This window comes from Bacillus sp. NMCN1 (assembly GCF_002998085.1).
Taxonomy (GTDB): Bacteria; Bacillota; Bacilli; order Bacillales; family Bacillaceae; genus Bacillus.
In genome coordinates, this window is sequence record NZ_PVQL01000001.1 from 1,164,604 (window position 1) to 1,184,099 (window position 19,496).

The window sequence follows — 19,496 nt, forward strand, 5'->3', positions numbered from 1 at the left end:
AATTACCTCCCAAGTAAGTCGTCATCTATCAAAAGTGGTTTCTTTGTGATAAACCCTTCTGCATAAGCTTTATTGACTTCCCTTCCATACATAGACTCTCTCATTTTGACAAAATCAATATAACCATTCACAAGAGGTGTCTCAACTGAATTCGCCGATTTCACAAATTGGCTTTTATACGCATGCAAGCTATCAATCTTTTGGTGCATTTCCTCAGAAATATCAATCACAAAATCTGGACGATGATGGCCGTTAATCATGTAATAATACATCTGACTTATTTTATGCGCTGGCTGCTTGTATGAATCTTCAAATTTATGTATACCTGCCGAAAAAGCAGCCTCTTCTACAAGTGAGCCCGCATGACCATGATCTGGATGCCGATCTTGGTGATGCGGAGCAAAAATCAGTTTCGGTTTATATGTACGAATCACGCCTGCAATGTTCTTCATCGCTTCGTCATTTAGATAAAGTCCTCTGTCTGGCAGTGTGAGCTGGATTCGCGTTGACACACCTAAAATGGCGGCAGCAGCTTTTGCTTCCTCTTTACGGCTCTCTACCGTTCCATTCGAAGATAATTCAGCTTGGGTCAAGTCGCAAATCCCGACACACGCCCCTTTTTTTACGTATTTTGCAATCGTTCCGCCCATACCGATCTCAACATCATCGCTGTGGGCACCGAATGCAAGGATATCAAGTCGTTTCATTTGTTCCTCCGTTTTTTGCTACATCTCGAAATTCAAACGTGCCTTTATTTAAATTCCTGACTAAAATTTCAGCGGTCCCCATATTGGTGGCTAGCGGGATCGTATATACATCACAAAGCCGAATGAGTGCAGATACATCCGGTTCATGCGGCTGCGCGGTAAGCGGGTCTCTAAAAAAGAGCACAAGATCCATTGCATTATCAGCAATTAAAGCACCAATCTGCTGATCTCCTCCAAGTGGTCCTGACTGAAAACGATGAATGGGAAGCCCCGTCGCTTCTTTCACTCTCAAACCTGTTGTCCCTGTTGCGTAAAGTGTATGATCTGCCAAAATATCACGGTACGCAATGGCAAATTGGATCATGTCACTTTTTTTCTTATCGTGAGCGATTAAAGCAATGTTCATCAGGAATCCACTCCTTATTAGTCAATGATATTTTCTAAACCATAGACGAGCTGATCAATGTGCATGACCTGTTCAACTGAAAGCTTCACACCTGACATAAATGATGCACGGTTATAAGAATCATGACGAATGGTGAGCGTCTGTCCGTCCATTCCAAACAGTACTTCTTGATGTGCAATCATACCCGGAAGTCTTACGCTGTGCAGACGGATACCGTCATAATCTGCGCCTCGTGCACCTTCAATTAATTCTTTCTCTTCTGGATGTCCTTGCTTTTTGCTTTCTCTGACTTCTGCAATCATTTCAGCTGTTTTTAACCCTGTACCGCTCGGAGCATCTAGTTTTTTATCGTGGTGAAGCTCAATGATTTCAACGTCAGGAAAATAATTCGCTGCCATTTTGGCAAACTTCATCATTAAGACCGCACCGATAGCAAAGTTTGGCGCAATAATACAGCCTATGCCCTTTTCTTCTGTTAATTGCTGAAGCTCTTTGAGGTCAGCTTCAGAAAATCCGGTGGTTCCTACGACTGGACGGACGCCATGTTCAAGTGCCTTTTTTGTATGTACTTTCCCGATTTCTGGTGTCGTCAAATCAATTAATACATCAGGTGCTGTCTCTGAAAGGCACACATCAATATCTGTATAAATTGGCGCCTCAGATGTCGTATGAATCACATCAGATAATTTTTTTCCTTCGTGCGCGTGATCAAGGGCAGCCACCAGCTCAAAATGGCTCGTTTCTTCTGCCAGCTTCACAGCCTCTATCCCCATTCTTCCTCTTGCTCCAGCGATTACTACTTTGATGTTTTGGTTCGTCATCGTCTCTACTTCCCTTCTTTTTTCGTCCAGCGGTCTTTGTCTCTTGTATTGAATTTATGCATCACACGATCATGTGCTTCCTCTAGTGAAATATCTAGTGAATTAGCGAGGCATGTTAAGACAAACAAAACATCGCCAATTTCTTCTTCCATGCTTTTTTCTGTTTCCGTTGTTTTTTTCGGCTTTTCTCCATAGTAATGGTTAACCTCTCTTGCTAGCTCGCCTAATTCTTCTGTCAGACGGGCCATCATGGCAAGCGGGCTGAAATAGCCTTCTTTAAATTGTCCTATGTAATCATCTACTTCTTGCTGCACGTGACGCAGCGTTTTTTCATTCGTCATGAAGCTCATCCTCCTATCTATCTCTTACATGTTAGCGAAATCATAAATATTTGACAAATGTTTAAAACTCAGTTTGCTTGTTTCTCTCCCATACCATATAATATTATCGCTGTCTAAGCAAAAAAAGGAGTGGTCTCTTGCTAAAAGAAATTCGTCTTAAAAATATCGTATTTATTTTAATAGGATCTGCGATTTTTTCTTTCGGTCTTGTTCATTTTAATATGCAGAACAATTTGGCGGAAGGCGGATTTACAGGTATTACACTGCTTTTATATTTTCTATTCCACATTGATCCATCCATTTCAAACCTTGTCTTAAACATTCCGATCTTTTTTATCGGCTGGAAAATGCTCGGCAGAACCATGTTTACTTATACAATTGTAGGAACAGTCAGTCTTTCTGTCTTTCTTGCCATCTTCCAGCGCTTTCAAATACATATGCCTCTCCAGCACGATTTGGCCTTAGCCGCGCTCTTTGCTGGTGTGTTTATCGGAACAGGCCTCGGAATCATCTTTAAGTTCGGCGGTACAACCGGCGGCGTGGACATCATCGCAAGACTCATCAACAAGCATTATCAGGTGGCCATGGGACGAACAATGTTCATCTTCGACGCATGCGTCATTACGATTTCTCTTACCTATTTAAATTACAAAGAAGCCATGTATACACTCGTCGCAGTGTTTGTTGCTGCGAAGGTCATTGACTTCATGCAAGAAGGCGCTTACGCAGCCAAAGGCGCCATGATTATCTCTGAAAAAGATGACATCATTCAAAAGAAAATCACAGAGGAAATGGAACGCGGTGTGACCATTTTAAAAGGGGTCGGTTCCTATACAAAACAGGAGCGCAACGTCCTTTATTGCGTCGTCCCGAAAAACGAGCTTGTCCATCTCAAAAGCGTCGTGACCTCAGTCGATCCCCATGCGTTTGTCTCCGTCAGTGACGTGCATGATGTGCTTGGAGAAGGCTTCACATTAGATGAACACAAAAAGCCGCTTAATCGGCATTAAAAAAAGAAGCCCAAAAATGGTGCTTCTTTTTTTATGATTTCGGATAATCAGCTTGTCGCTTTTGCTTCTTCTCTTTTTCAGCACGGTATTTCCGAAACCCAACATACGTTAACGTTAATAAAATGATACTCCCTGTTGTTAAAATGACCCATAAAAGCGATGGGTCAGCCTCATCTTGATCGACGTGGGCAAACACACTCGATAAATCCTCTTCGAGCTTTGTGAGACGCTCAAGCTTTGTCCCACTTGAAGCTTTTAAAAATTCACCTTGCTCAATCACTTCCATATGCTGCTTAATCGTTTGCAGCTTTTCAGGGGAAACATCAATGGTTAAACTCGGATAGATCATATCGTATAAAGAAACCAGCTCATTCCAAGTTTCATAAAACGTCGTCGACTCTGGATCCTTCACTTCTTTTTTCAGAGTAGGAAAAGACCCCATAATGGGCTTCTCCAGCGAACCCCAAAGAGGCTCAGTGTCTGACTGGATCGCATCGAGCAGCATTCTAAACTGAGAGGCATAACGAAGCTTTTCGCGCTCATTCAATTCTTCCTGCGGCAGCCCTTTTATGATATCTTGATAGCCAAGTGTAATTTGCCGAATCTGCGTATTTGTCAGAGTTCCACGCCAATTCTCAGCTTTAAATGTCTTTTCAACATACAATGCGACCTGTAACGCCTCATCATATTTAGCTTGTCTCGTTAATTGAAAGATTGAATCTGATAGTTCCGTTAATTCTTGCAGCACGCTAGCGGCTGTTTCCTCGCCTTTGGCAACAGATGGCTGTAATACGAGAAAAAATAATAGAATCATCGCGATTGGCTTTCGTTTCATGCAAGTCCCTCCTAGCCCTTCTCCATACAGCGTATGAAGAAAAGGACAAGGTTAGACCAATATTGTTAAGGGAGTTCAAGCTTGACCGATTTTTTCGATAGGACGAGATAATACGAAACAAAAAGAACGGCAATACTTAACCAAAACGTGACATAGCCGATCTCGTTTGAATAGGCAGACAGCATAGAATAACGCGGCATCATACCAAATACATAATCAATCACATCGTTATGTAAAATCCATATGCCAGCTACCACCAAATGACGCATTTTAAAACGATAATATGGTGCAAACAATACGGCTTGAACCGCCATCGCAAAGTGAGACCCAATCAGCATGTATCCTTCCCATGGAAAGTCATCAACAGATAAAAGCACAAAGATATTCATTCCTACAGCCCATAACCCGTACTTAATCAAGGTCACAAGGGCAAGTGCTTCAAAATAAGGAGCGTTTCGTTTCATCAAAAACGCAAGTAGTACAAATAAAAAGAAAAAGCTTGCCGTTGGGCTGTCTGGAACAAAAGCTAAAAAGATTGCCGGCGTCTCTACAAGCTGCGGAATATACCAATAGTAGCCGTACACAGTGCCAAGGAAATTGATCATCAGGACTAGCACAAGCATGTAGCGCGTGGCTAGAAGATATTGAATCCATCTCATACGTCTCTTCACTCACGATCTGTTAAAATCAGAAAAAAGCTGACAGCGCCAGCTTTTTCTCTTTTGAGTATATCCTTGTACTTGCATTTAAACAACTGAATTATTTAGATTTGACCTCAGATAAATATTTAGAAAGCTTTTCAAGTTCTTCATCGCTGCCTTTAAAGATACCCTTAGGCATGTTGCCTTTTCCTTCAACAGCGATTTTAGCTATCTCTTCAGGTGCAAGACCGTTGTCAACAAGTGATGGCCCGGCTGCTCCGCCCTGCATGTTATCCCCGTGACAGGAGATACATGTCTGCTCCTGATAAATTTTATACTCTTCCGCTGAGGTATCAATCTCTGCTTCTTTCTTAATTTCACCTTGCTTCGCCGCTGCTTCCCAATCATGAGTAGCAACAGACTCCCACGTTAAATATGTTGCTGCGCCGACTGCAAGGATCATCATCCCCACTGCAACCGGTCTTCTATACGGTCTGCGTTCAGGACCAGAATCAAGAAATGGTGCGAGCAAAAGTGCACCAAACGCAATTCCAGGCATAATCATCGCGCCAACTACCGTATAGCCTCCTGCAGCAAATTCATATTTTAATAACTGGTACAAGAATAGGAAATACCAGTCTGGCAGCGGAATATAGCCTGTATCTGTTGGATCAGCCATCCGCTCAAGCGGAGGTGCATGAACCACAGTTAGGACAAGAAATCCAATTAAAAAAACGGCACCTACAAGCCATTCCTTTAAAAGAAAGTTCGGCCAAAAGGCTTCTGTCTTTCCCGGATATTCGGAATAGTCTTTAGGTATGTTAGGTTTTCTTTCTGCCGGAACTCTGGAGTCTCCGACAAACTTCATCCCTTTTCCCCTATGCAAAGTCATCCCCTCCTCATTGAACATTCATCAAACGCAACTTTTTTATAGCGGTCCAGAAATTCCTTGCTTACGAATCATAATAAAGTGGGCAGCCATCAGCCCAAATAATGCCGCTGGCAAGAAAAAGACATGGATAGCGAAAAATCTCGTCAGCGTTTGTGCCCCTACAATGTCAGGATGACCTGCAAGTAGCGTTTTGATCTCTTTTCCAATGAATGGTGTGGCTTCTGCAATTTGAAGACCAACCTTCGTCGCAAATAGCGCCTTCATATCCCATGGCAAGAGATATCCTGTAAAACCAAGTCCAAGCATCACAAAGAAAATGAGCACACCAACAATCCAGTTCAGCTCTCTAGGCTTTTTATACGCCCCTTGGAAAAAGACCCTTAGCGTATGTAAAAACATCATGACAATGACTAGACTCGCACCCCAGTGGTGCATCCCTCTGACAATCTGACCAAATGCCACTTCATTTTGCAAATAATAGACAGATTCCCAGGCATTTTTAATATCCGGCACATAATACATCGTTAAAAACATGCCCGAAAGGACTTGAATGACTGTCACAAAAAACGTTAAACCGCCAAAACAGTACACAAAAGCGGAGAAATGATGTGCTGGGTTGACATGCTCTGGCACCTCATGATCCGCAATATCTCTCCATATTGGTGTAATGTCTAGCCGCTCATCTACCCAATCATAAATCTTGTTAAGCATCGTTACCCTTCCCCTTTCGGCACAGCTTTTCCAAGATAGAGGTATCCGTCCTTCACTTGCTGCTTATAATGGTCAAGCGGTGCAAGCGGTGGAGTTCCGGGTACGTTTGTACCATCCTTGTCGTACAGCCCATAGTGGCATGGGCAGAAAAATTTGTTTGGATTTTTCGGATCACTGTTCCAGTTCACTGTACATCCTAAATGTTTACAGATTGGCGATAAAGCGACAATTTCATCCCCTTCTTTGTACACCCATGCTGACCTAGATTCCTTTGACTCATACCATGCATCTACTTGATCAATTTTAAAGTCAAAGCGCTTCGGTTCCTTCGTCAGTTCATCTACACTGACAACTTGAACCATATCCTGATCCTCTGTTCCTTTTAGCACAGGGTCAAGCGCAAAGCGAACCATAGGCATGAGCATTCCAGCGGCCATAAATCCCCCCACGCCGGTCAACGTGTAATTCAAAAATTGACGCCTGGACACTCCATGTCTCTTCTCGCTCATTTTTTTCTCCCCCCCTCAGGTCGTCAGCTACTTTATAACTGAATTAGAAAAAATTTCATAAAACTAGGACACCCTCATAATATATCAATCTATTCACAAGGTCAACAGCCTAAAAAGCTCTGTACAATGCAAATGTAAGGGTTTTTATGAAGGGTTCCACTTTTGTAACAAAAAGTTCAAAATTTGTTCTACACTGTCTTGAATGATTTTTTGCTTTAATTCTACCTTTAAATGCTCCAGCGGAACCGGCTTTAACAAAAATAGCGATTCACTAACCGCCGCATGCTCTTTCCAATGGTGATCAGATGAGATCAACACGACATGGTGAAAATGATCTTCTAGCGACTGCTTCATCGTGAAGATGTCATCTAGGTTTCGATCATTGATTTCTACATATGTATGTGGTGGAAAAAGAAAGACCCGCCCTTTCAGCTGCCTTTCAAGTTCCTCTGCTACAAGAATGGTAAACTCCCCTAAAGATACGGTTTGTTTGATTTGATTCGCATCTATTCCAACTACTGGAATGATAGCGGTATCAATGTAATCTTTAGATTGCAAAAAGCGATCCGCATCCTCTGCTTGAAACTTCATCAATTTCCCCTCTTTCATGACATAAGCCCTGCCTGGATAGGGCAAGGCTTATTCGTTCAGTTTATGACAATAGGCTTAATTCTTTTGCTAACTTATTAAATGTTTCTTGATCATGACGGTCAAGTGCCTCATCTATCTCTTTCATAAGCCGTTCTTTTTGGAAAGTTGCGATCGAGTGTTCAAGCACTTTCTTCGCAAGATCCTTATCTTTTTCGTTCTCATAAAGATCCTTTGGAATATGAGGATTTGTTTCAAGCACAGCTGCATATTCCGGCGAACGATAAGCAGAACGGAAATTCAATTGAATAAACAAATCTTGCTGTTTATTCAAACGAATATCATGAAATGACTTTTCAGCATCTGTCGTCATGATGTTTTCTTTATAAAATCTAAAGGGAACTTCATCCACACAGTGTGTTGACATAATGATTCCCCTTGGGCAAAATTCTGCTTGCTCTACAAAATGAACCTTTTCCATCAAAGAGTCGTGACTCATTAAATAATTTAATATCCAAACACACTCTCTTCGTTTTAACTGATAATGGTTTAAAAACCACCGGATGAATTCCTTCTTTTCATTGACAGAAACAGGGGTCTGCATGTTATTCCCTCCTCTATCGTAAATTAAATTGCTATACATGAATTATTCAACAAACCAGTTCTTCATTCCTGCAAACTATAAGGAAATTTCGTCTTCAATTCTTAAAATCGTTTCTTCGATTTCTTCATTCGTGCCATCTTTCTGAAGAACTTTGCGTAATAGCGGCAATGCTTCTTTTTGTCTGCCTTCTTCTAAAAGGAACGAAGCGTATTCATATAAAAAGTCACGTTCCTCATCAAAATCAGGCAGAGCCAGCTTGAAGTACTCGGCTGCTTCCTTGTATTCCTCTCGTCCAACAGAAGCAGATGCAGCATACCAATTCCATTTTGGATCATCTTCCCCAAAGCTTTTAACCTCTTTAATGACATCCAGTATTTCATCAAAAAGCTCTTCATTTAAATAGATCGCGAGCAATGTTTGAACCGCTTCAATATATCCCGGATCAAGAGCAAGTGCTTCTTGAAGCAGCTTTTTCGCATCTTCTGAATCCCCATTTTTCAAGTCAATCTTTGCACCATATAAATATAATTCTTTGTTATACTCATCAACTTTAATACCCTCTTTTACTACCTCTAAAGCCTCGTGATATAGTCCTTCTTCCTCATAACTTTTCGCTAAAGGCATATAAAGAGACGAATAAGACGGATCAATATCTTTTAGTTCTGAAAGCTGCTGAATGGCTGTTTTCGTTCGGCCAGCCCTCATCGCTGTAAATCCGTAGCCAAAAAGTGTATTCGGGTCTGTTTGATCTTTTACTGCCTTTTCGTACCATTCAAGCGCATCTTCAAATTCTCCAGCTGTGCTGAGTGATTCAGCGAGTCTCTGGTAAACATTGACGCCGCCAACCTCATGTTGTTGATCTGCGACTTTGTAGAAATAGTCAGCGGCTTTCTTTGAAAGACCTTGTGAAAAATACAATTCACCTAACGCAAAATCAATGATGGCTTCATTTGGAAGCAGTTCTTTCGCTTTTAAGAGCTTTTGTTCACTGACTTCAAATAGTCCTTGCATTTGATACAAATCTGCCATTAACAATAAACTCTCTGGATACGCATCATCATCTTCAGGAATCGTCTCTAATACCGAAATCGCCTTTTCTTCTTCATCAGAGTCAATCAGTAGCTCTGCATAAAAGCATGTTAACCCTGTTTCCTCTGGATATAAATCATGTAAATCACTGATGAGATTCCGTGCTTTATCGATATCTCCCCAATCATAATATAACTGAGCTGCCTGCGCCTTTTCTTCATCATGCAAATGCTTTTCTGCCTGAGCAAGTGTTTGGAGTCCTTTTTCAGTCTCACCCGCCTCAACTAATTTTATGGCTTCTTGTAATGAACTATTCAAATCAAACCGTTCCTTTCTGTTTCCAAAAACCTAAACTATTGTTACTTCATATCATAATCGACAGGTACTCATCCAGCAAATATGTTGCACTTTTAAAATGAACCCATTTTTGTGTTTTAAAGACTGTTTTTCATTTCATCCTTTACGAAACGGAAGTTTTGTAAACTGAAAGTACCTGAAATTCATTTTTTTATCGGATAAAATGATTTTTTCCCAGGTTTCATCTTGAGACAAGCTATGCTATATTCCTTACAAATATGCATAAGGATAGAAAAAGCCTGAGGACATCCTCAGACTGTTTTGGTTAAGTATTCAATGTGTTCAAAGAAATTCGGGTATGATACACGAACAGCATCTGTATCTTCAATCTCAATAGCTTGCTTTGTGATGCAAGCAGCAATCCCCAGCATCATACCGATTCGGTGATCTCCGTAGCTTGACACGACAGCGCCGCCTTGAAGTGTGGTTTTACCATGAATCTTCATACCATCATCTGTTGCTTCAATATCAGCACCGAGTTTTTTAAGTTCTGACACGACTGTATCAATTCGATTGGTCTCTTTTACTTTTAACTCAGCAGCATCTTTAATAATCGTAGTTCCTTCTGCTTGTGTCGCTAGAAGCGCTATAACCGGAATTTCGTCGATGAGTCTTGAAATCATATCACCAGAAATTTCAATCCCTTTTAATGAAGAGGTAGAAATCGTTAAATCACCATACGGTTCTCCATCTTTTGCATCTACTTCTTTGATCTCAAGATTCGCACCCATTTGTTTCAGTACATCAATAATACCCGTTCTTGTTTTGTTTAGCCCGACATTTTTTAACACAATCCGGCTGTTAGGAACAATAGATCCAGCCACAAGGAAAAATGCAGCTGAAGAAATGTCTCCAGGAACAAATATATCTGTTGCTTTTAATGTTTGACCGCCTTCAATGGAAACACTTTGTTCATCTTCGTCTAGTTTTACACCAAACATAGAGAGCATTCTTTCTGTATGATCTCTTGATTTATGCGGTTCAGTTAATGTTGTTGTTCCCTCTGCTTGAAGCCCTGCTAAAAGGACAGCGGACTTAATTTGGGCGCTTGCCACCGGAGACTCATATGAGATACCTTTTAAATGACCGCCACGAATAGACAGTGGCGTATACTCACCATTTGCTCTGCCATCTATTTTAGCTCCCAGTTGTTTAAGTGGACCTGTTACTCGTTGCATTGGTCTTTTAGCAATACTCTCATCACCGATCAGTGTACTGTGAAACTCACAGCCAGCTAATATTCCCATCATTAATCGAATGGTTGTACCAGAATTCCCAACATCAAGGACGTCAGACGGCTCCTTGAGCTCTTTCAGTCCCTTCCCATGGATCACAACATCTGTCCCTTTTTGTTCAATTTCAACGCCCATCTTTCTAAAGCAATCAATCGTACTTAAACAATCGGCTCCAGGAAGAAAGTTTTTCACCACTGTAGTCCCATCAGCAATTGCACCAAACATCACTGATCTATGAGAAATGGATTTATCACCTGGAATATGAATAACTCCATTCATAGGAGCATTTTTATGAATTTTCATGTTTGTCACCTCAGTCAGCATAAAATGTATCGTAATTCGCTCTATTTTTTATACAGATCTCTGCACGCTTCCGGTCGTCGTCTGTTTGAAAACTAATGCGCAAAATCCCATTAATGTCTTCCCGCGTTTCAATAATACGGATATTCGTAATACTGATGTTCTCATTTGCTAAATGCCCTGTAATCTCCGAAATGACCCCAGGGTGATCTGGAACATCCACATAAAGGTCATAAAAAGCAGGAATGGCACCTTTTTTCCTCAGAGGAAGTCCATCGCGATATTCCTTTGCCTCTTGAAAATAAGAGAACAAGCCTTCAGCGTCTTCTTGCTGTACAAAGGCCTCAATGCGGTCGATCTCTTTTTTCCATTCATGAAACCGGTCTAAAATCTTGTTTTTGTTGTGCAGAAGGATATCTCGCCACATTGCAGGATTGCTTGAAGCAATACGTGTAATGTCACGAAAGCCTCCAGCAGCAAACCGTTTGACAAGTGGGAATTGTTCTTCAAAATGATGTGCTTGATGCACAAGGCTGGCTGCAACAATATGAGGGAAATGACTAATCACACTTGTTACACCATCATGTTCTTCTGGGGTCATCTCAATGAAATGAGCATTTGTCCCCTTTAACAAGTCCTTCAAACGATCAACAGCCTGGCGATTTGTTTCCTTTGCCGGCGTTAAAATGTAGAATGCATTTTCAAATAAAAAGTCTTTCGCTGCAATGACACCTGACTTATGAGAGCCTGCCATCGGATGTCCACCAATAAATTGGTAGTGCTTAGGAAGCGTTTTTTCAGCAAAATGGACGACCTTTTGCTTTGTGCTGCCAACATCGGTAATTGTGAGCTCTCTCTCAATTCCAGAGTTTGCAATATCACGAAGCATCTTAACTGTTTGCTGAACTGGTGTTGCCAAAATAATAGTCGCAGATTCATCCAAACCTGCCGCAAATGAATCAGCTGCTAAATCAATGATACCCAGCTTTGTTGCCGCAACCATTTGTTCTTTGGACACATCGAATCCTATAATTTTTTTATGGGGATACTCTTTTTTAATCGACAGTGCGATGGAACCTCCAATTAAACCAAGTCCAGCGATTAATATTGTTTCGTTTGCATCATTCATGTTCATCACCTGTTTTTTCGCAAAAATTAAAAAAGCCATTTCAACAGCTTATATGTATATGAGGTTGGTACAATGAAAGCCATATCCTGCCTTAGGATATGACTTTCAGGTTATGCTACGCACGAATGCCTTGCATTAAATCGGCAAGTGTACTTAGAATTTCTGCATTTTGCTCCATTGTTCCGACCGTAATACGTAAAGAAGTCGGAAAACCAAGTGCTTTACCAGAACGAACAATGTAGCCTTTTTTCAATAATGCATTGAATAATTCATCTGCTTCTCTTTTAAAATCAATCAGCACGAAGTTTGTTTGAGACGGATAAATAAATAGTCCAAAACGGTCAGCAAATTCTTGATATTGCTTGAGACCTGCTTCATTTTTCTGTCTGCATGATTGAATGAAGTCCTGATCTTTTATCGCTGCACGCGCAGCTGCCTGAGCGATACGACTTGTATTGAACGGCTCTCTTGCTGGTTCAATCGCAGTAATCAACTCTTCCGACGCAATGCCATAGCCTACTCGAAGCGCAGCCAGTCCATACGCTTTTGAAAACGTTCGGAGTACGATGACATTTTGATAGGAGTGTAATAAAGTTAAGCTGTTCGGAAAGTCTTCCGCACGAACGTATTCGACATATGCTTCATCTAGTACAACAAGCACATGAGCTGGTACTTGGTCTAAAAACGCCACAAGCTCAGATTCTGACAAATGATTTCCCGTCGGGTTATTCGGGTTGCATACCCAGACGACCTTCGTGTTCTCATCAATCGCATCCAGCATACCCTTCAGATCGTGAGCTCCTCCGTCTAAAAGCGGCACCTCTCGAATCTCTGCCTGCTCAATGACGGCATTGTGACGGTATTGCGGAAAAGATGGAGCCGGGATGACGGTATTTGTATGTTGGTCAAGGAATGCCCTAGCAATAATTTGCACAAGTTCATCTGAGCCATTCCCGAATATTAATTGTTTTTCATTTACTTGAAGAAACTCAGCAAGCTCCGTTCTTAAACTTGCGCTGTATCCATCTGGATAGATCGCTAAATGTTCGAGCTCAGCTTGTATCGCCTCTCTTGCATGCGCGGAACATCCAAAAGGGTTTTCATTTGAAGCCAATTTCACAATTTTGTCTAATTGATATTCTTTTTTGACCTCTTCAATTGGTTTCCCAGGTTGATACGGTTTTAGTTGTTTTAATTGATCTTTGATTTGCAAAAGTTTCACCTCATTTGAATGAATAGAGGGGACTAAATGTTTTTGCATAGGTTTCAAATTCTCTTAAAGCGTCTTGACGTGTATCACTTGCTAACAATTGATCTTGAAGTTCTTCAATTTTTTTCACAAGTGCACTGCCTACAACGACACCGTCACTCAGTTTATTCATTGAGTCTACCTGCTCTCTTGTCGAGATGCCAAAACCGACCGCAACCGGTATGTGACTCAGCTGTTTCACTTGTTGAATAAAATCAGTAATCGATTCGTCAAAGGTTTGTCTGACTCCTGTTACACCAAGAGATGAAACACAATACACAAAACCTTCTGCCTGCTCTACAATGTTTACTAATCGTTCCTTGCTTGTTGGTGCAACGAGCGAAATATATGAAATGTCATAAGTTTGACAGTTCTTTTGCAGCTCACTGCTCTCTTCAAACGGCAAGTCGGGTGTTAAGAGTCCCGAAATATGATTTTTGCGCAGTAAAGCGAAAAAGTATTCTGTGTCTAATTGTAACACAGGATTATAATACGTAAATAGAATTACAGGAATTTTTACACCGTTTTTTTTCATCTTCCCTACTAATTCTATCGCTTTTACGATATTCATGCCATGATTTAGAGCTCTTTTGGAGGCTCTTTGAATGACAGGACCGTCCGCTAGCGGGTCGGAATAAGGAACACCTAGTTCAATCGCATGTGCACCGGCTGCTTGAAGGGCGATAGCTAAATCGATCGTGATGTCTTCTGACGGATCTCCTGCCGTGATAAATGGGATGAATAACTTCTCGCCTTGCTTTAATTGAAATGTGATCATTTGGTTTTGCCCTCACTTTCAAGCACATTCATTAATGTATGCACATCCTTATCTCCTCTTCCTGACAGGCAGACAAGGACGATTTCATCTTCACTCATCGTCCTGCTCACTTCAAACGCCTTGGCTAAAGCGTGTGCTGATTCAATCGCTGGCAGGATTCCTTCCTTTTCTGTCAGCAGCTTTAGTGCATCCAGTGCTTCTTGATCTGTTGCACTCACATATTGAACGCGGCCGCTCGCATGTAAATATGCGTGCTCTGGGCCGATCCCCGGATAATCTAAACCAGCTGATATGGAATAGGGCTCAATAATCTGGCCAAATTCGTCTTGGATTAAATATGTCAAAGATCCATGAATGACTCCTTTTGTCCCTTTCGTAATGGTCGCTGCATGTAGCGGCGTATCGATTCCTTTTCCAGCCGCTTCTACACCAATAATATCAACCTCTTCATCTAAAAACGCTCGGTACATTCCAATGGCATTACTTCCGCCGCCGACACAAGCAATGACTTTATGTGGGAGTCTGCCTTCTTTTTTAAGCATCTGCTCTTTTGCTTCATCACCAATCATCCGCTGAAACTCACTGACGATTTGGGGATACGGATGAGGACCTACAACTGAGCCGATCATATAGAAATGATCACTGCAGTGCTGGACCCAATAACGAATCGCTTCGTTGGTTGCATCTTTTAATGTGCCGTTCCCGCTTGTGACAGGTATGACCTCAGCGCCAAGGAGCTTCATTCGGAATACATTGAGTGATTGTCTTTCCACATCTTCTTTTCCCATAAATACCGTGCAGGATAATCCAAACTTTGCGGCCACCGTTGCAGCTGCTACTCCGTGCTGTCCTGCGCCTGTTTCCGCAATAATGTTTGATTTCCCCATTTTTTTTGCAAGCAGGGCCTGCCCAAGTGCATTGTTAATTTTATGAGCACCTGTATGGTTTAAATCTTCTCTTTTTAAATAGATTTTTGCGCCGCCGAGGTATGCTGACAATTGATCAGCATATGTCAGCGCAGTCGGTCTGCCTGAATAGTTTTGCAAAAGGGAAAGATACTCTTGCTCAAAAGCAGGGTCTTCTTTTAATTCGTTAAATGCTTGTTCGATTTCTTTGAGTGGCTGCATGAGCGTCTCAGGAACAAATTTCCCTCCGAATTCTCCATATCTGCCAAGCTCATTTGGATATGCGTACATCGTTTAACATCCTTTCTTCGAGCGCTTTGATCTTAGTTCTGCTTTTCTTCCCGTTTTCTTCTATGCCGCTTGAAAGATCGATCGCTTTTGGGCCATAGGCAAGTAGCTCCGGCAGCGTTTCTGGTGTAATTCCACCTGCAATGATGCATGTTTTCTCCAGTCGATTTGCCTGCTGAATGTATACAGGTACCGCTTCCCATGTAAAAGCTGTGCCAGAACCGCCTCTCATCCCTTTTACTTTCGCATCAATGAGGAAGCCATCGACAAACGGCGCAAATGCCATCATTTTATCGAGTGTTTCTTTTACATCGGGCTCGTGGTGAAAGACTTTCCACACAACCGCTCCTGTTTGTTGTTTTATTTCTTTTGCATCCTCTCGTGTTTCATCTCCATGCAGCTGCACGATATCTAAAGGAATATGCTTTGTGATGTCACACACTTTTCGGATATTTTCATTTACAAATACACCCGTAATCTCTTTCTCGCACTGCGACTCAGTGAGCCATTGTTTTACTTGATCTGGATCGACTTGTCTTTTACTTGGAGCAAAAATAAATCCGATCGCATCTGCTTGAGATTGCGCAATGCATTCTACATCTTCTTGTGATACCGCACCGCAATATTTTAAAAAAGGCTTCATTGTGCTCATTCTCCAAATAACGTCTGAACGGCTTTTTCTTGTGATTGTTCTCTCATTAATGATTCACCTACAAGGACAGCACTCGCTCCATGTTTTTTGACAAAGGTCAGATCATCAAATCTCTGAATACCGCTTTCACTCACTAGTAATACATCCTTTGGAACAAGTGGTGCAATCTCTTTTGTTTGTTCAATTGTTGTTGTAAATGTCTTTAAATTTCGGTTATTCACTCCAATGATTTCAGGGGTGAATATGTTTAAGATATGTTCCAGTGTATCTGCTGCATGAACTTCGACAAGAATATCTAGTCCTTTTTCCTTCGCTTCATCATAGAGCTCATGCAATTTTTGCGGTTCAAGTACTTCTCCAATTAATAAAATTGCATCTGCTCCGATACGTCTTGACTCTTCTATCTGTATGGAGTCGATGATAAAGTCTTTTCTTAAAATTGGACGTGCGACGTGCTCTTTAATTAAGGAAAGATACTCGTTCTTTCCTTGAAAAAATGGTTCATCTGTTAAGACAGATAAGCAATCAGCATTTGATTTTTCGTATGCTTTTGCGGTTTGCAGAGGATCAAAATTCGGCTGAATGATTCCTTTGGAAGGAGATGCCTTTTTCACCTCAGCAATTAGACCAATCGAGCGGTGAGGGTTCATGAGTGCTTCTTTAAATGATCGTCTTTCAAAGTGTCCATCCACAGGTAACTGCAACGTTTGAATATGTTCTTTTTTGCGTGCAATGATTTGATTAAGCATAGATCTCATCCTCTTTCTTTTTTTGTTTTAAACGAGTCAATTGTTCTTTGGCTGCACCGTTTTTAATCGTTTCTAACGCTTTTAATGTTCCTGCCATGAGGCTTTCTGACTTGCCTGCGACATATAAAGCTGCCCCGGCATTCAGAGCTGTAACATGAAGAGGCGCCCCTTCTGTTTGATGATTCAATATATTCTGAATTAATTTCGCGCTCTCTTCCGGTGATTGGACCTGAATATCTGATAAGTATCCTTTTTCCAGTCCAAAGTCTTCCGGGTTTAGCGTATATTCTGTCATGGCACCTTTTTTGAGTTCAATCACATATGAATTTGCTGTAATCGTTAATTCATCCAGCCCGTCTTCCCCGCACACAAACAGGACATGCTCTGGCTCTAATGGAGCAAGGGCTTTTGCCATTAATTTCGCCTTTTCCTTCGAGTACACACCGATGATTTGCTTTTTCGCTTGCATCGGGTGGCAAAGCGGTCCTAATAGATTAAATACCGTCCGGAAGCCGAGCTGCTTGCGGACTGCTGCTACTTGTTTCATAGACGAATGGTACAGTGGTGCAAACAAAAAGCCCATGTTTTTGTCTTGTATTTGTCTTCTTGTTTCTTCTGGAGTGGATTGAATGTGAATGCCAAGACACTCTAGCACGTCGGCACTTCCGCTTTTAGAAGAGACAGAACGATTTCCGTGTTTTGCGATTTTAGCACCAGCGGCGGAAGCCACAATGGCAGCTGCAGTTGATATATTAAATGTAGAGAGTCCATCGCCTCCTGTGCCGCATGTGTCAACGACATCAAGCGATCTTTCCGCTGGTGCTGCTTTTTGCCGCATGGCCTTCACGAAGCCTGTCATTTCTTCAGCGGTTTCTCCTCTGTGAGCTAAAATCGATAGACTTGCAGCGACTTCAGCATCTGTTAAAGAGCCGCTCATCATATCATGCATTAGCCTATGTGCTTCATTTTCTGATAGGAAGCCTCCGTTAACAAGAGCTGATAGTCGCTGATTCATCCTGCACACTCTCCTTTTCTGAGAAAATATGTTCAGCAAGCTGAATGGCCCTAAGAAGCGCTCCTGCCTTGTTACAAGTCTCTTCCCATTCATTTTCTGGAACAGAATCTGCGACAATGCCAGCGCCTGCTTGTATGGAAGCGGTCCGATCTTTGACGCTCATGGTGCGAATGGTAATACAAGAGTCGATATTACCGTCGAATCCAATATAGGCAATACAGCCGCCATACGTTTCCCTTGGCTCAGGCTCCATTTCATTTAATAATTGCATCGCTCTTATTTTCGGTGCTCCTGTTAATGTGCCTGCTGGAAAAGCAGACATGAGCGCATCGACTGGATGTGTATCCTGCTTTAGCTTCCCTGTCACAATGGAGATGATGTGCATGACATGTGAAAAGTTCACAACTTTTGTAAAGGTCGGTACGGACACACTGCCGAATTCTGCTACGCGGCCGACATCATTTCTGGCTAGATCTACTAACATGTAATGTTCTGCTTTTTCTTTCTCATCCTCCAGTAGCTCTCTTGCCAGCGCAGCGTCCTCTTCTTTTGTTTTTCCTCGTTTTCTTGTGCCTGCAATGGGGTGAATTTCTAAGTGCCCATTTTTGGCATGGATTAATCGTTCTGGCGAGCTTCCGACTAAATCGCGGTCTTTTAATTTCATAAAATACATGTATGGAGATGGATTCACAATGCGAAGCACGCGGTATAATTCAAATGAACTTACTGACACTGGAATGTCAAAGCGCTGTGAGAGTACGCCTTGAAAAATATCACCTGCTCGAATGTATTCTTTGATTTTTTCGACGTCCTTTAAAAATTTTGTTTTTTCATAGGTTGACGTCACCTGTTCAAAGGACGGTGATTCGTTCATATTCCCTGATAAAATCAGTTCTTTCATATCGACCTTTGTATGGAGCTTGTGAATCATCTGTTCAAGCCGCTTTTGATTTTCTTTGTAAGCTCGTATTTTTTCGTCTTCTGTTTCATTTCCGGTCAGCTGGGTGTACTGGATAAAATGAACATGGTTTGTTTCATGGTCAAAGGCAATCATTGTTTGGCAGACAAATAGAGTACAATTGTCTGTCGTTGATGCGCTTAGATGAGGCCTGACAGAAGGTTCAATGCTTGGAATAAGATCGTAACTTAAGTACCCAACTGCCCCGCCTGTAAACGGGATGTCAACATCTGGTGTCTTGATTTGATATTGCTCTTTCATCCAGTCTAATAAGTCTTTCAGCTCTTGCTTTTTCATGACCTCCTGCCCTGCAGCGTCACGTGCAATATATTGGTTTTGGTCATCGTGTAAGGTTAAAAAAGGATGTAATCCGATAAAGGAATATCTCGACCAGCTAGAAGACTCGTCTTTGCTTTCTAGCAGATACACAATATCTTGCTTGAGTTTTTCAACAATTTGAATCGGTGAGAGCGTATCAACTGTAATGGTTTCAACAATCGGGATCGTTTTGTGGGACTCGCTGTCCCTTAAAAATTGGGTCAAATTTGATTGGAAATTCATAAGCACACTCCTTAAATTTGATTAAGGAGAATGAGGGGACATATAGAGGGTTTGTATGAGTATACGAAATAAGCCTAAAAGAGGGGTGCTCTTTTAGGCAGTATGATGAAATAGACGTATCGTATCTCTGCTCAACTCTACTCATCTCAACTACCCTAGTCTCATTCTCATCTTCTCTAAACTTGCAATGCCGTTTACACCTGTGTGTAAACTTCGGCTGTTCATA

22 protein-coding genes are annotated in these 19,496 nt (G+C 41.6%); 1 reads left to right on the forward strand and 21 read right to left on the reverse strand.

The window, feature by feature from the left end:
• Positions 1-2: 2 nt before the first annotated feature.
• Genes bshB1 through C6W21_RS06135 form a run of 4 tightly spaced genes read right to left on the reverse strand, consistent with a single transcriptional unit; the run spans position 3 to position 2,275 of the window.
• Complete coding sequence (bshB1, locus tag C6W21_RS06120; RefSeq protein WP_106049650.1) at positions 3-707, reverse strand: bacillithiol biosynthesis deacetylase BshB1; 705 nt, start codon at positions 705-707, stop codon at positions 3-5.
• Positions 694-1,113 (reverse strand): methylglyoxal synthase, encoded by a 420-nt coding sequence (gene mgsA / locus C6W21_RS06125; protein WP_106049651.1) that lies wholly within the window; start codon positions 1,111-1,113, stop codon positions 694-696. The genes bshB1 and mgsA overlap by 14 nt, the downstream gene beginning before the upstream one ends.
• A 17-nt stretch (positions 1,114-1,130) precedes the next feature.
• The gene (dapB, locus tag C6W21_RS06130) at positions 1,131-1,934 is read right to left on the reverse strand and encodes a 4-hydroxy-tetrahydrodipicolinate reductase (protein WP_106049652.1); all 804 of its coding nucleotides are present in this window, start codon (positions 1,932-1,934) and stop codon (positions 1,131-1,133) included.
• Positions 1,935-1,939: 5 nt separating this feature from the next.
• Positions 1,940-2,275 (reverse strand): nucleotide pyrophosphohydrolase, encoded by a 336-nt coding sequence (locus C6W21_RS06135; protein WP_003215805.1) that lies wholly within the window; start codon positions 2,273-2,275, stop codon positions 1,940-1,942.
• Positions 2,276-2,412: 137 nt separating this feature from the next.
• On the opposite strand from C6W21_RS06135, the gene C6W21_RS06140 reads away from it, so the two are divergent.
• Positions 2,413-3,285 carry a YitT family protein gene (locus C6W21_RS06140; protein WP_106049653.1) on the forward strand — a complete coding sequence of 291 codons (873 nt, stop codon included), beginning with the start codon at positions 2,413-2,415 and terminating at the stop codon, positions 3,283-3,285.
• A 31-nt stretch (positions 3,286-3,316) separates the two neighbouring features.
• Here C6W21_RS06140 and ypjB read toward each other — a convergent pair whose 3' ends face one another.
• The 17 genes from ypjB to trpE all read right to left on the reverse strand — a co-directional run bounded on the left by ypjB (position 3,317) and on the right by trpE (position 19,270).
• Positions 3,317-4,120: a sporulation protein YpjB gene (ypjB, locus tag C6W21_RS06145; RefSeq protein ID WP_106049654.1), complete on the reverse strand. Its 804-nt coding sequence runs from the start codon at positions 4,118-4,120 to the stop codon at positions 3,317-3,319.
• Between the two features lie 65 nt (positions 4,121-4,185).
• Positions 4,186-4,779: a lipoprotein heptaprenylglyceryl N-acetyltransferase LhaT gene (gene lhaT / locus C6W21_RS06150; RefSeq protein WP_106049655.1), complete on the reverse strand. Its 594-nt coding sequence runs from the start codon at positions 4,777-4,779 to the stop codon at positions 4,186-4,188.
• 100 nt (positions 4,780-4,879) lie between these two features.
• On the reverse strand, positions 4,880-5,647 hold the full coding sequence (locus C6W21_RS06155; RefSeq protein WP_106049656.1) for a menaquinol-cytochrome c reductase cytochrome b/c subunit: 768 nt from the start codon (positions 5,645-5,647) through the stop codon (positions 4,880-4,882).
• Between the two features lie 42 nt (positions 5,648-5,689).
• Positions 5,690-6,364, reverse strand: a complete 675-nt coding sequence (gene qcrB, locus C6W21_RS06160) for a menaquinol-cytochrome c reductase cytochrome b subunit (protein ID WP_003215804.1) — start codon at positions 6,362-6,364, stop codon at positions 5,690-5,692.
• Positions 6,365-6,366: 2 nt separating this feature from the next.
• The gene (locus C6W21_RS06165; RefSeq protein WP_007500911.1) at positions 6,367-6,873 is read right to left on the reverse strand and encodes a ubiquinol-cytochrome c reductase iron-sulfur subunit; all 507 of its coding nucleotides are present in this window, start codon (positions 6,871-6,873) and stop codon (positions 6,367-6,369) included.
• A gap of 144 nt (positions 6,874-7,017) precedes the next feature.
• Complete coding sequence (locus tag C6W21_RS06170; RefSeq protein ID WP_106049657.1) at positions 7,018-7,464, reverse strand: YpiF family protein; 447 nt, start codon at positions 7,462-7,464, stop codon at positions 7,018-7,020.
• Positions 7,465-7,525: 61 nt separating this feature from the next.
• Positions 7,526-8,065, reverse strand: a complete 540-nt coding sequence (locus C6W21_RS06175; protein WP_106049658.1) for a ReoY family proteolytic degradation factor — start codon at positions 8,063-8,065, stop codon at positions 7,526-7,528.
• A gap of 75 nt (positions 8,066-8,140) precedes the next feature.
• Positions 8,141-9,412, reverse strand: coding sequence for a tetratricopeptide repeat protein (locus tag C6W21_RS06180; protein WP_106049659.1), 1,272 nt, complete (start codon positions 9,410-9,412; stop codon positions 8,141-8,143).
• A 290-nt stretch (positions 9,413-9,702) separates the two neighbouring features.
• Complete coding sequence (aroA, locus tag C6W21_RS06185; RefSeq protein ID WP_106049660.1) at positions 9,703-10,989, reverse strand: 3-phosphoshikimate 1-carboxyvinyltransferase; 1,287 nt, start codon at positions 10,987-10,989, stop codon at positions 9,703-9,705.
• Positions 10,990-10,999: 10 nt separating this feature from the next.
• Entirely contained in the window at positions 11,000-12,115 is a 1,116-nt protein-coding gene (locus C6W21_RS06190; protein ID WP_106050215.1) for a prephenate dehydrogenase, read from the reverse strand.
• Positions 12,116-12,230: 115 nt separating this feature from the next.
• Entirely contained in the window at positions 12,231-13,328 is a 1,098-nt protein-coding gene (hisC, locus tag C6W21_RS06195; RefSeq protein WP_106050216.1) for a histidinol-phosphate transaminase, read from the reverse strand.
• 10 nt (positions 13,329-13,338) lie between these two features.
• Complete coding sequence (gene trpA / locus C6W21_RS06200) at positions 13,339-14,142, reverse strand: tryptophan synthase subunit alpha (RefSeq protein WP_106049661.1); 804 nt, start codon at positions 14,140-14,142, stop codon at positions 13,339-13,341.
• Complete coding sequence (gene trpB / locus C6W21_RS06205) at positions 14,139-15,338, reverse strand: tryptophan synthase subunit beta (RefSeq protein ID WP_106049662.1); 1,200 nt, start codon at positions 15,336-15,338, stop codon at positions 14,139-14,141. The genes trpA and trpB overlap by 4 nt, the downstream gene beginning before the upstream one ends.
• On the reverse strand, positions 15,319-15,978 hold the full coding sequence (locus C6W21_RS06210) for a phosphoribosylanthranilate isomerase (protein WP_106049663.1): 660 nt from the start codon (positions 15,976-15,978) through the stop codon (positions 15,319-15,321). Before C6W21_RS06210 ends, trpB begins: the two co-directional genes overlap by 20 nt.
• Positions 15,979-15,983: 5 nt before the next feature.
• Entirely contained in the window at positions 15,984-16,736 is a 753-nt protein-coding gene (gene trpC, locus C6W21_RS06215) for an indole-3-glycerol phosphate synthase TrpC (protein ID WP_106049664.1), read from the reverse strand.
• Positions 16,729-17,751, reverse strand: a complete 1,023-nt coding sequence (gene trpD / locus C6W21_RS06220; RefSeq protein WP_106049665.1) for an anthranilate phosphoribosyltransferase — start codon at positions 17,749-17,751, stop codon at positions 16,729-16,731. The genes trpC and trpD overlap by 8 nt, the downstream gene beginning before the upstream one ends.
• Positions 17,723-19,270 carry an anthranilate synthase component I gene (trpE, locus tag C6W21_RS06225; RefSeq protein WP_106049666.1) on the reverse strand — a complete coding sequence of 516 codons (1,548 nt, stop codon included), beginning with the start codon at positions 19,268-19,270 and terminating at the stop codon, positions 17,723-17,725. The genes trpD and trpE overlap by 29 nt, the downstream gene beginning before the upstream one ends.
• Positions 19,271-19,496: the final 226 nt, after the last annotated feature.

Coding starts and splice junctions, on each gene's coding strand:
- ypjB (WP_106049654.1), bottom strand. CDS start 4,120: ATGAAACGAAAGCCAATCGCGATGATTCTATTATTTTTTCTCGTATTA.
- C6W21_RS06135 (WP_003215805.1), bottom strand. CDS start 2,275: ATGACGAATGAAAAAACGCTGCGTCACGTGCAGCAAGAAGTAGATGAT.
- trpA (WP_106049661.1), bottom strand. CDS start 14,142: ATGATCACATTTCAATTAAAGCAAGGCGAGAAGTTATTCATCCCATTT.
- aroA (WP_106049660.1), bottom strand. CDS start 10,989: ATGAAAATTCATAAAAATGCTCCTATGAATGGAGTTATTCATATTCCA.
- trpD (WP_106049665.1), bottom strand. CDS start 17,751: ATGAATCAGCGACTATCAGCTCTTGTTAACGGAGGCTTCCTATCAGAA.
- bshB1 (WP_106049650.1), bottom strand. CDS start 707: ATGAAACGACTTGATATCCTTGCATTCGGTGCCCACAGCGATGATGTT.
- dapB (WP_106049652.1), bottom strand. CDS start 1,934: ATGACGAACCAAAACATCAAAGTAGTAATCGCTGGAGCAAGAGGAAGA.
- C6W21_RS06175 (WP_106049658.1), bottom strand. CDS start 8,065: ATGCAGACCCCTGTTTCTGTCAATGAAAAGAAGGAATTCATCCGGTGG.
- qcrB (WP_003215804.1), bottom strand. CDS start 6,364: ATGCTTAACAAGATTTATGATTGGGTAGATGAGCGGCTAGACATTACA.
- C6W21_RS06190 (WP_106050215.1), bottom strand. CDS start 12,115: ATGAATGATGCAAACGAAACAATATTAATCGCTGGACTTGGTTTAATT.
- mgsA (WP_106049651.1), bottom strand. CDS start 1,113: ATGAACATTGCTTTAATCGCTCACGATAAGAAAAAAAGTGACATGATC.
- C6W21_RS06170 (WP_106049657.1), bottom strand. CDS start 7,464: ATGAAGTTTCAAGCAGAGGATGCGGATCGCTTTTTGCAATCTAAAGAT.
- lhaT (WP_106049655.1), bottom strand. CDS start 4,779: ATGAGATGGATTCAATATCTTCTAGCCACGCGCTACATGCTTGTGCTA.
- C6W21_RS06165 (WP_007500911.1), bottom strand. CDS start 6,873: ATGAGCGAGAAGAGACATGGAGTGTCCAGGCGTCAATTTTTGAATTAC.
- trpE (WP_106049666.1), bottom strand. CDS start 19,270: ATGAATTTCCAATCAAATTTGACCCAATTTTTAAGGGACAGCGAGTCC.
- trpC (WP_106049664.1), bottom strand. CDS start 16,736: ATGCTTAATCAAATCATTGCACGCAAAAAAGAACATATTCAAACGTTG.
- C6W21_RS06210 (WP_106049663.1), bottom strand. CDS start 15,978: ATGAAGCCTTTTTTAAAATATTGCGGTGCGGTATCACAAGAAGATGTA.
- trpB (WP_106049662.1), bottom strand. CDS start 15,338: ATGTACGCATATCCAAATGAGCTTGGCAGATATGGAGAATTCGGAGGG.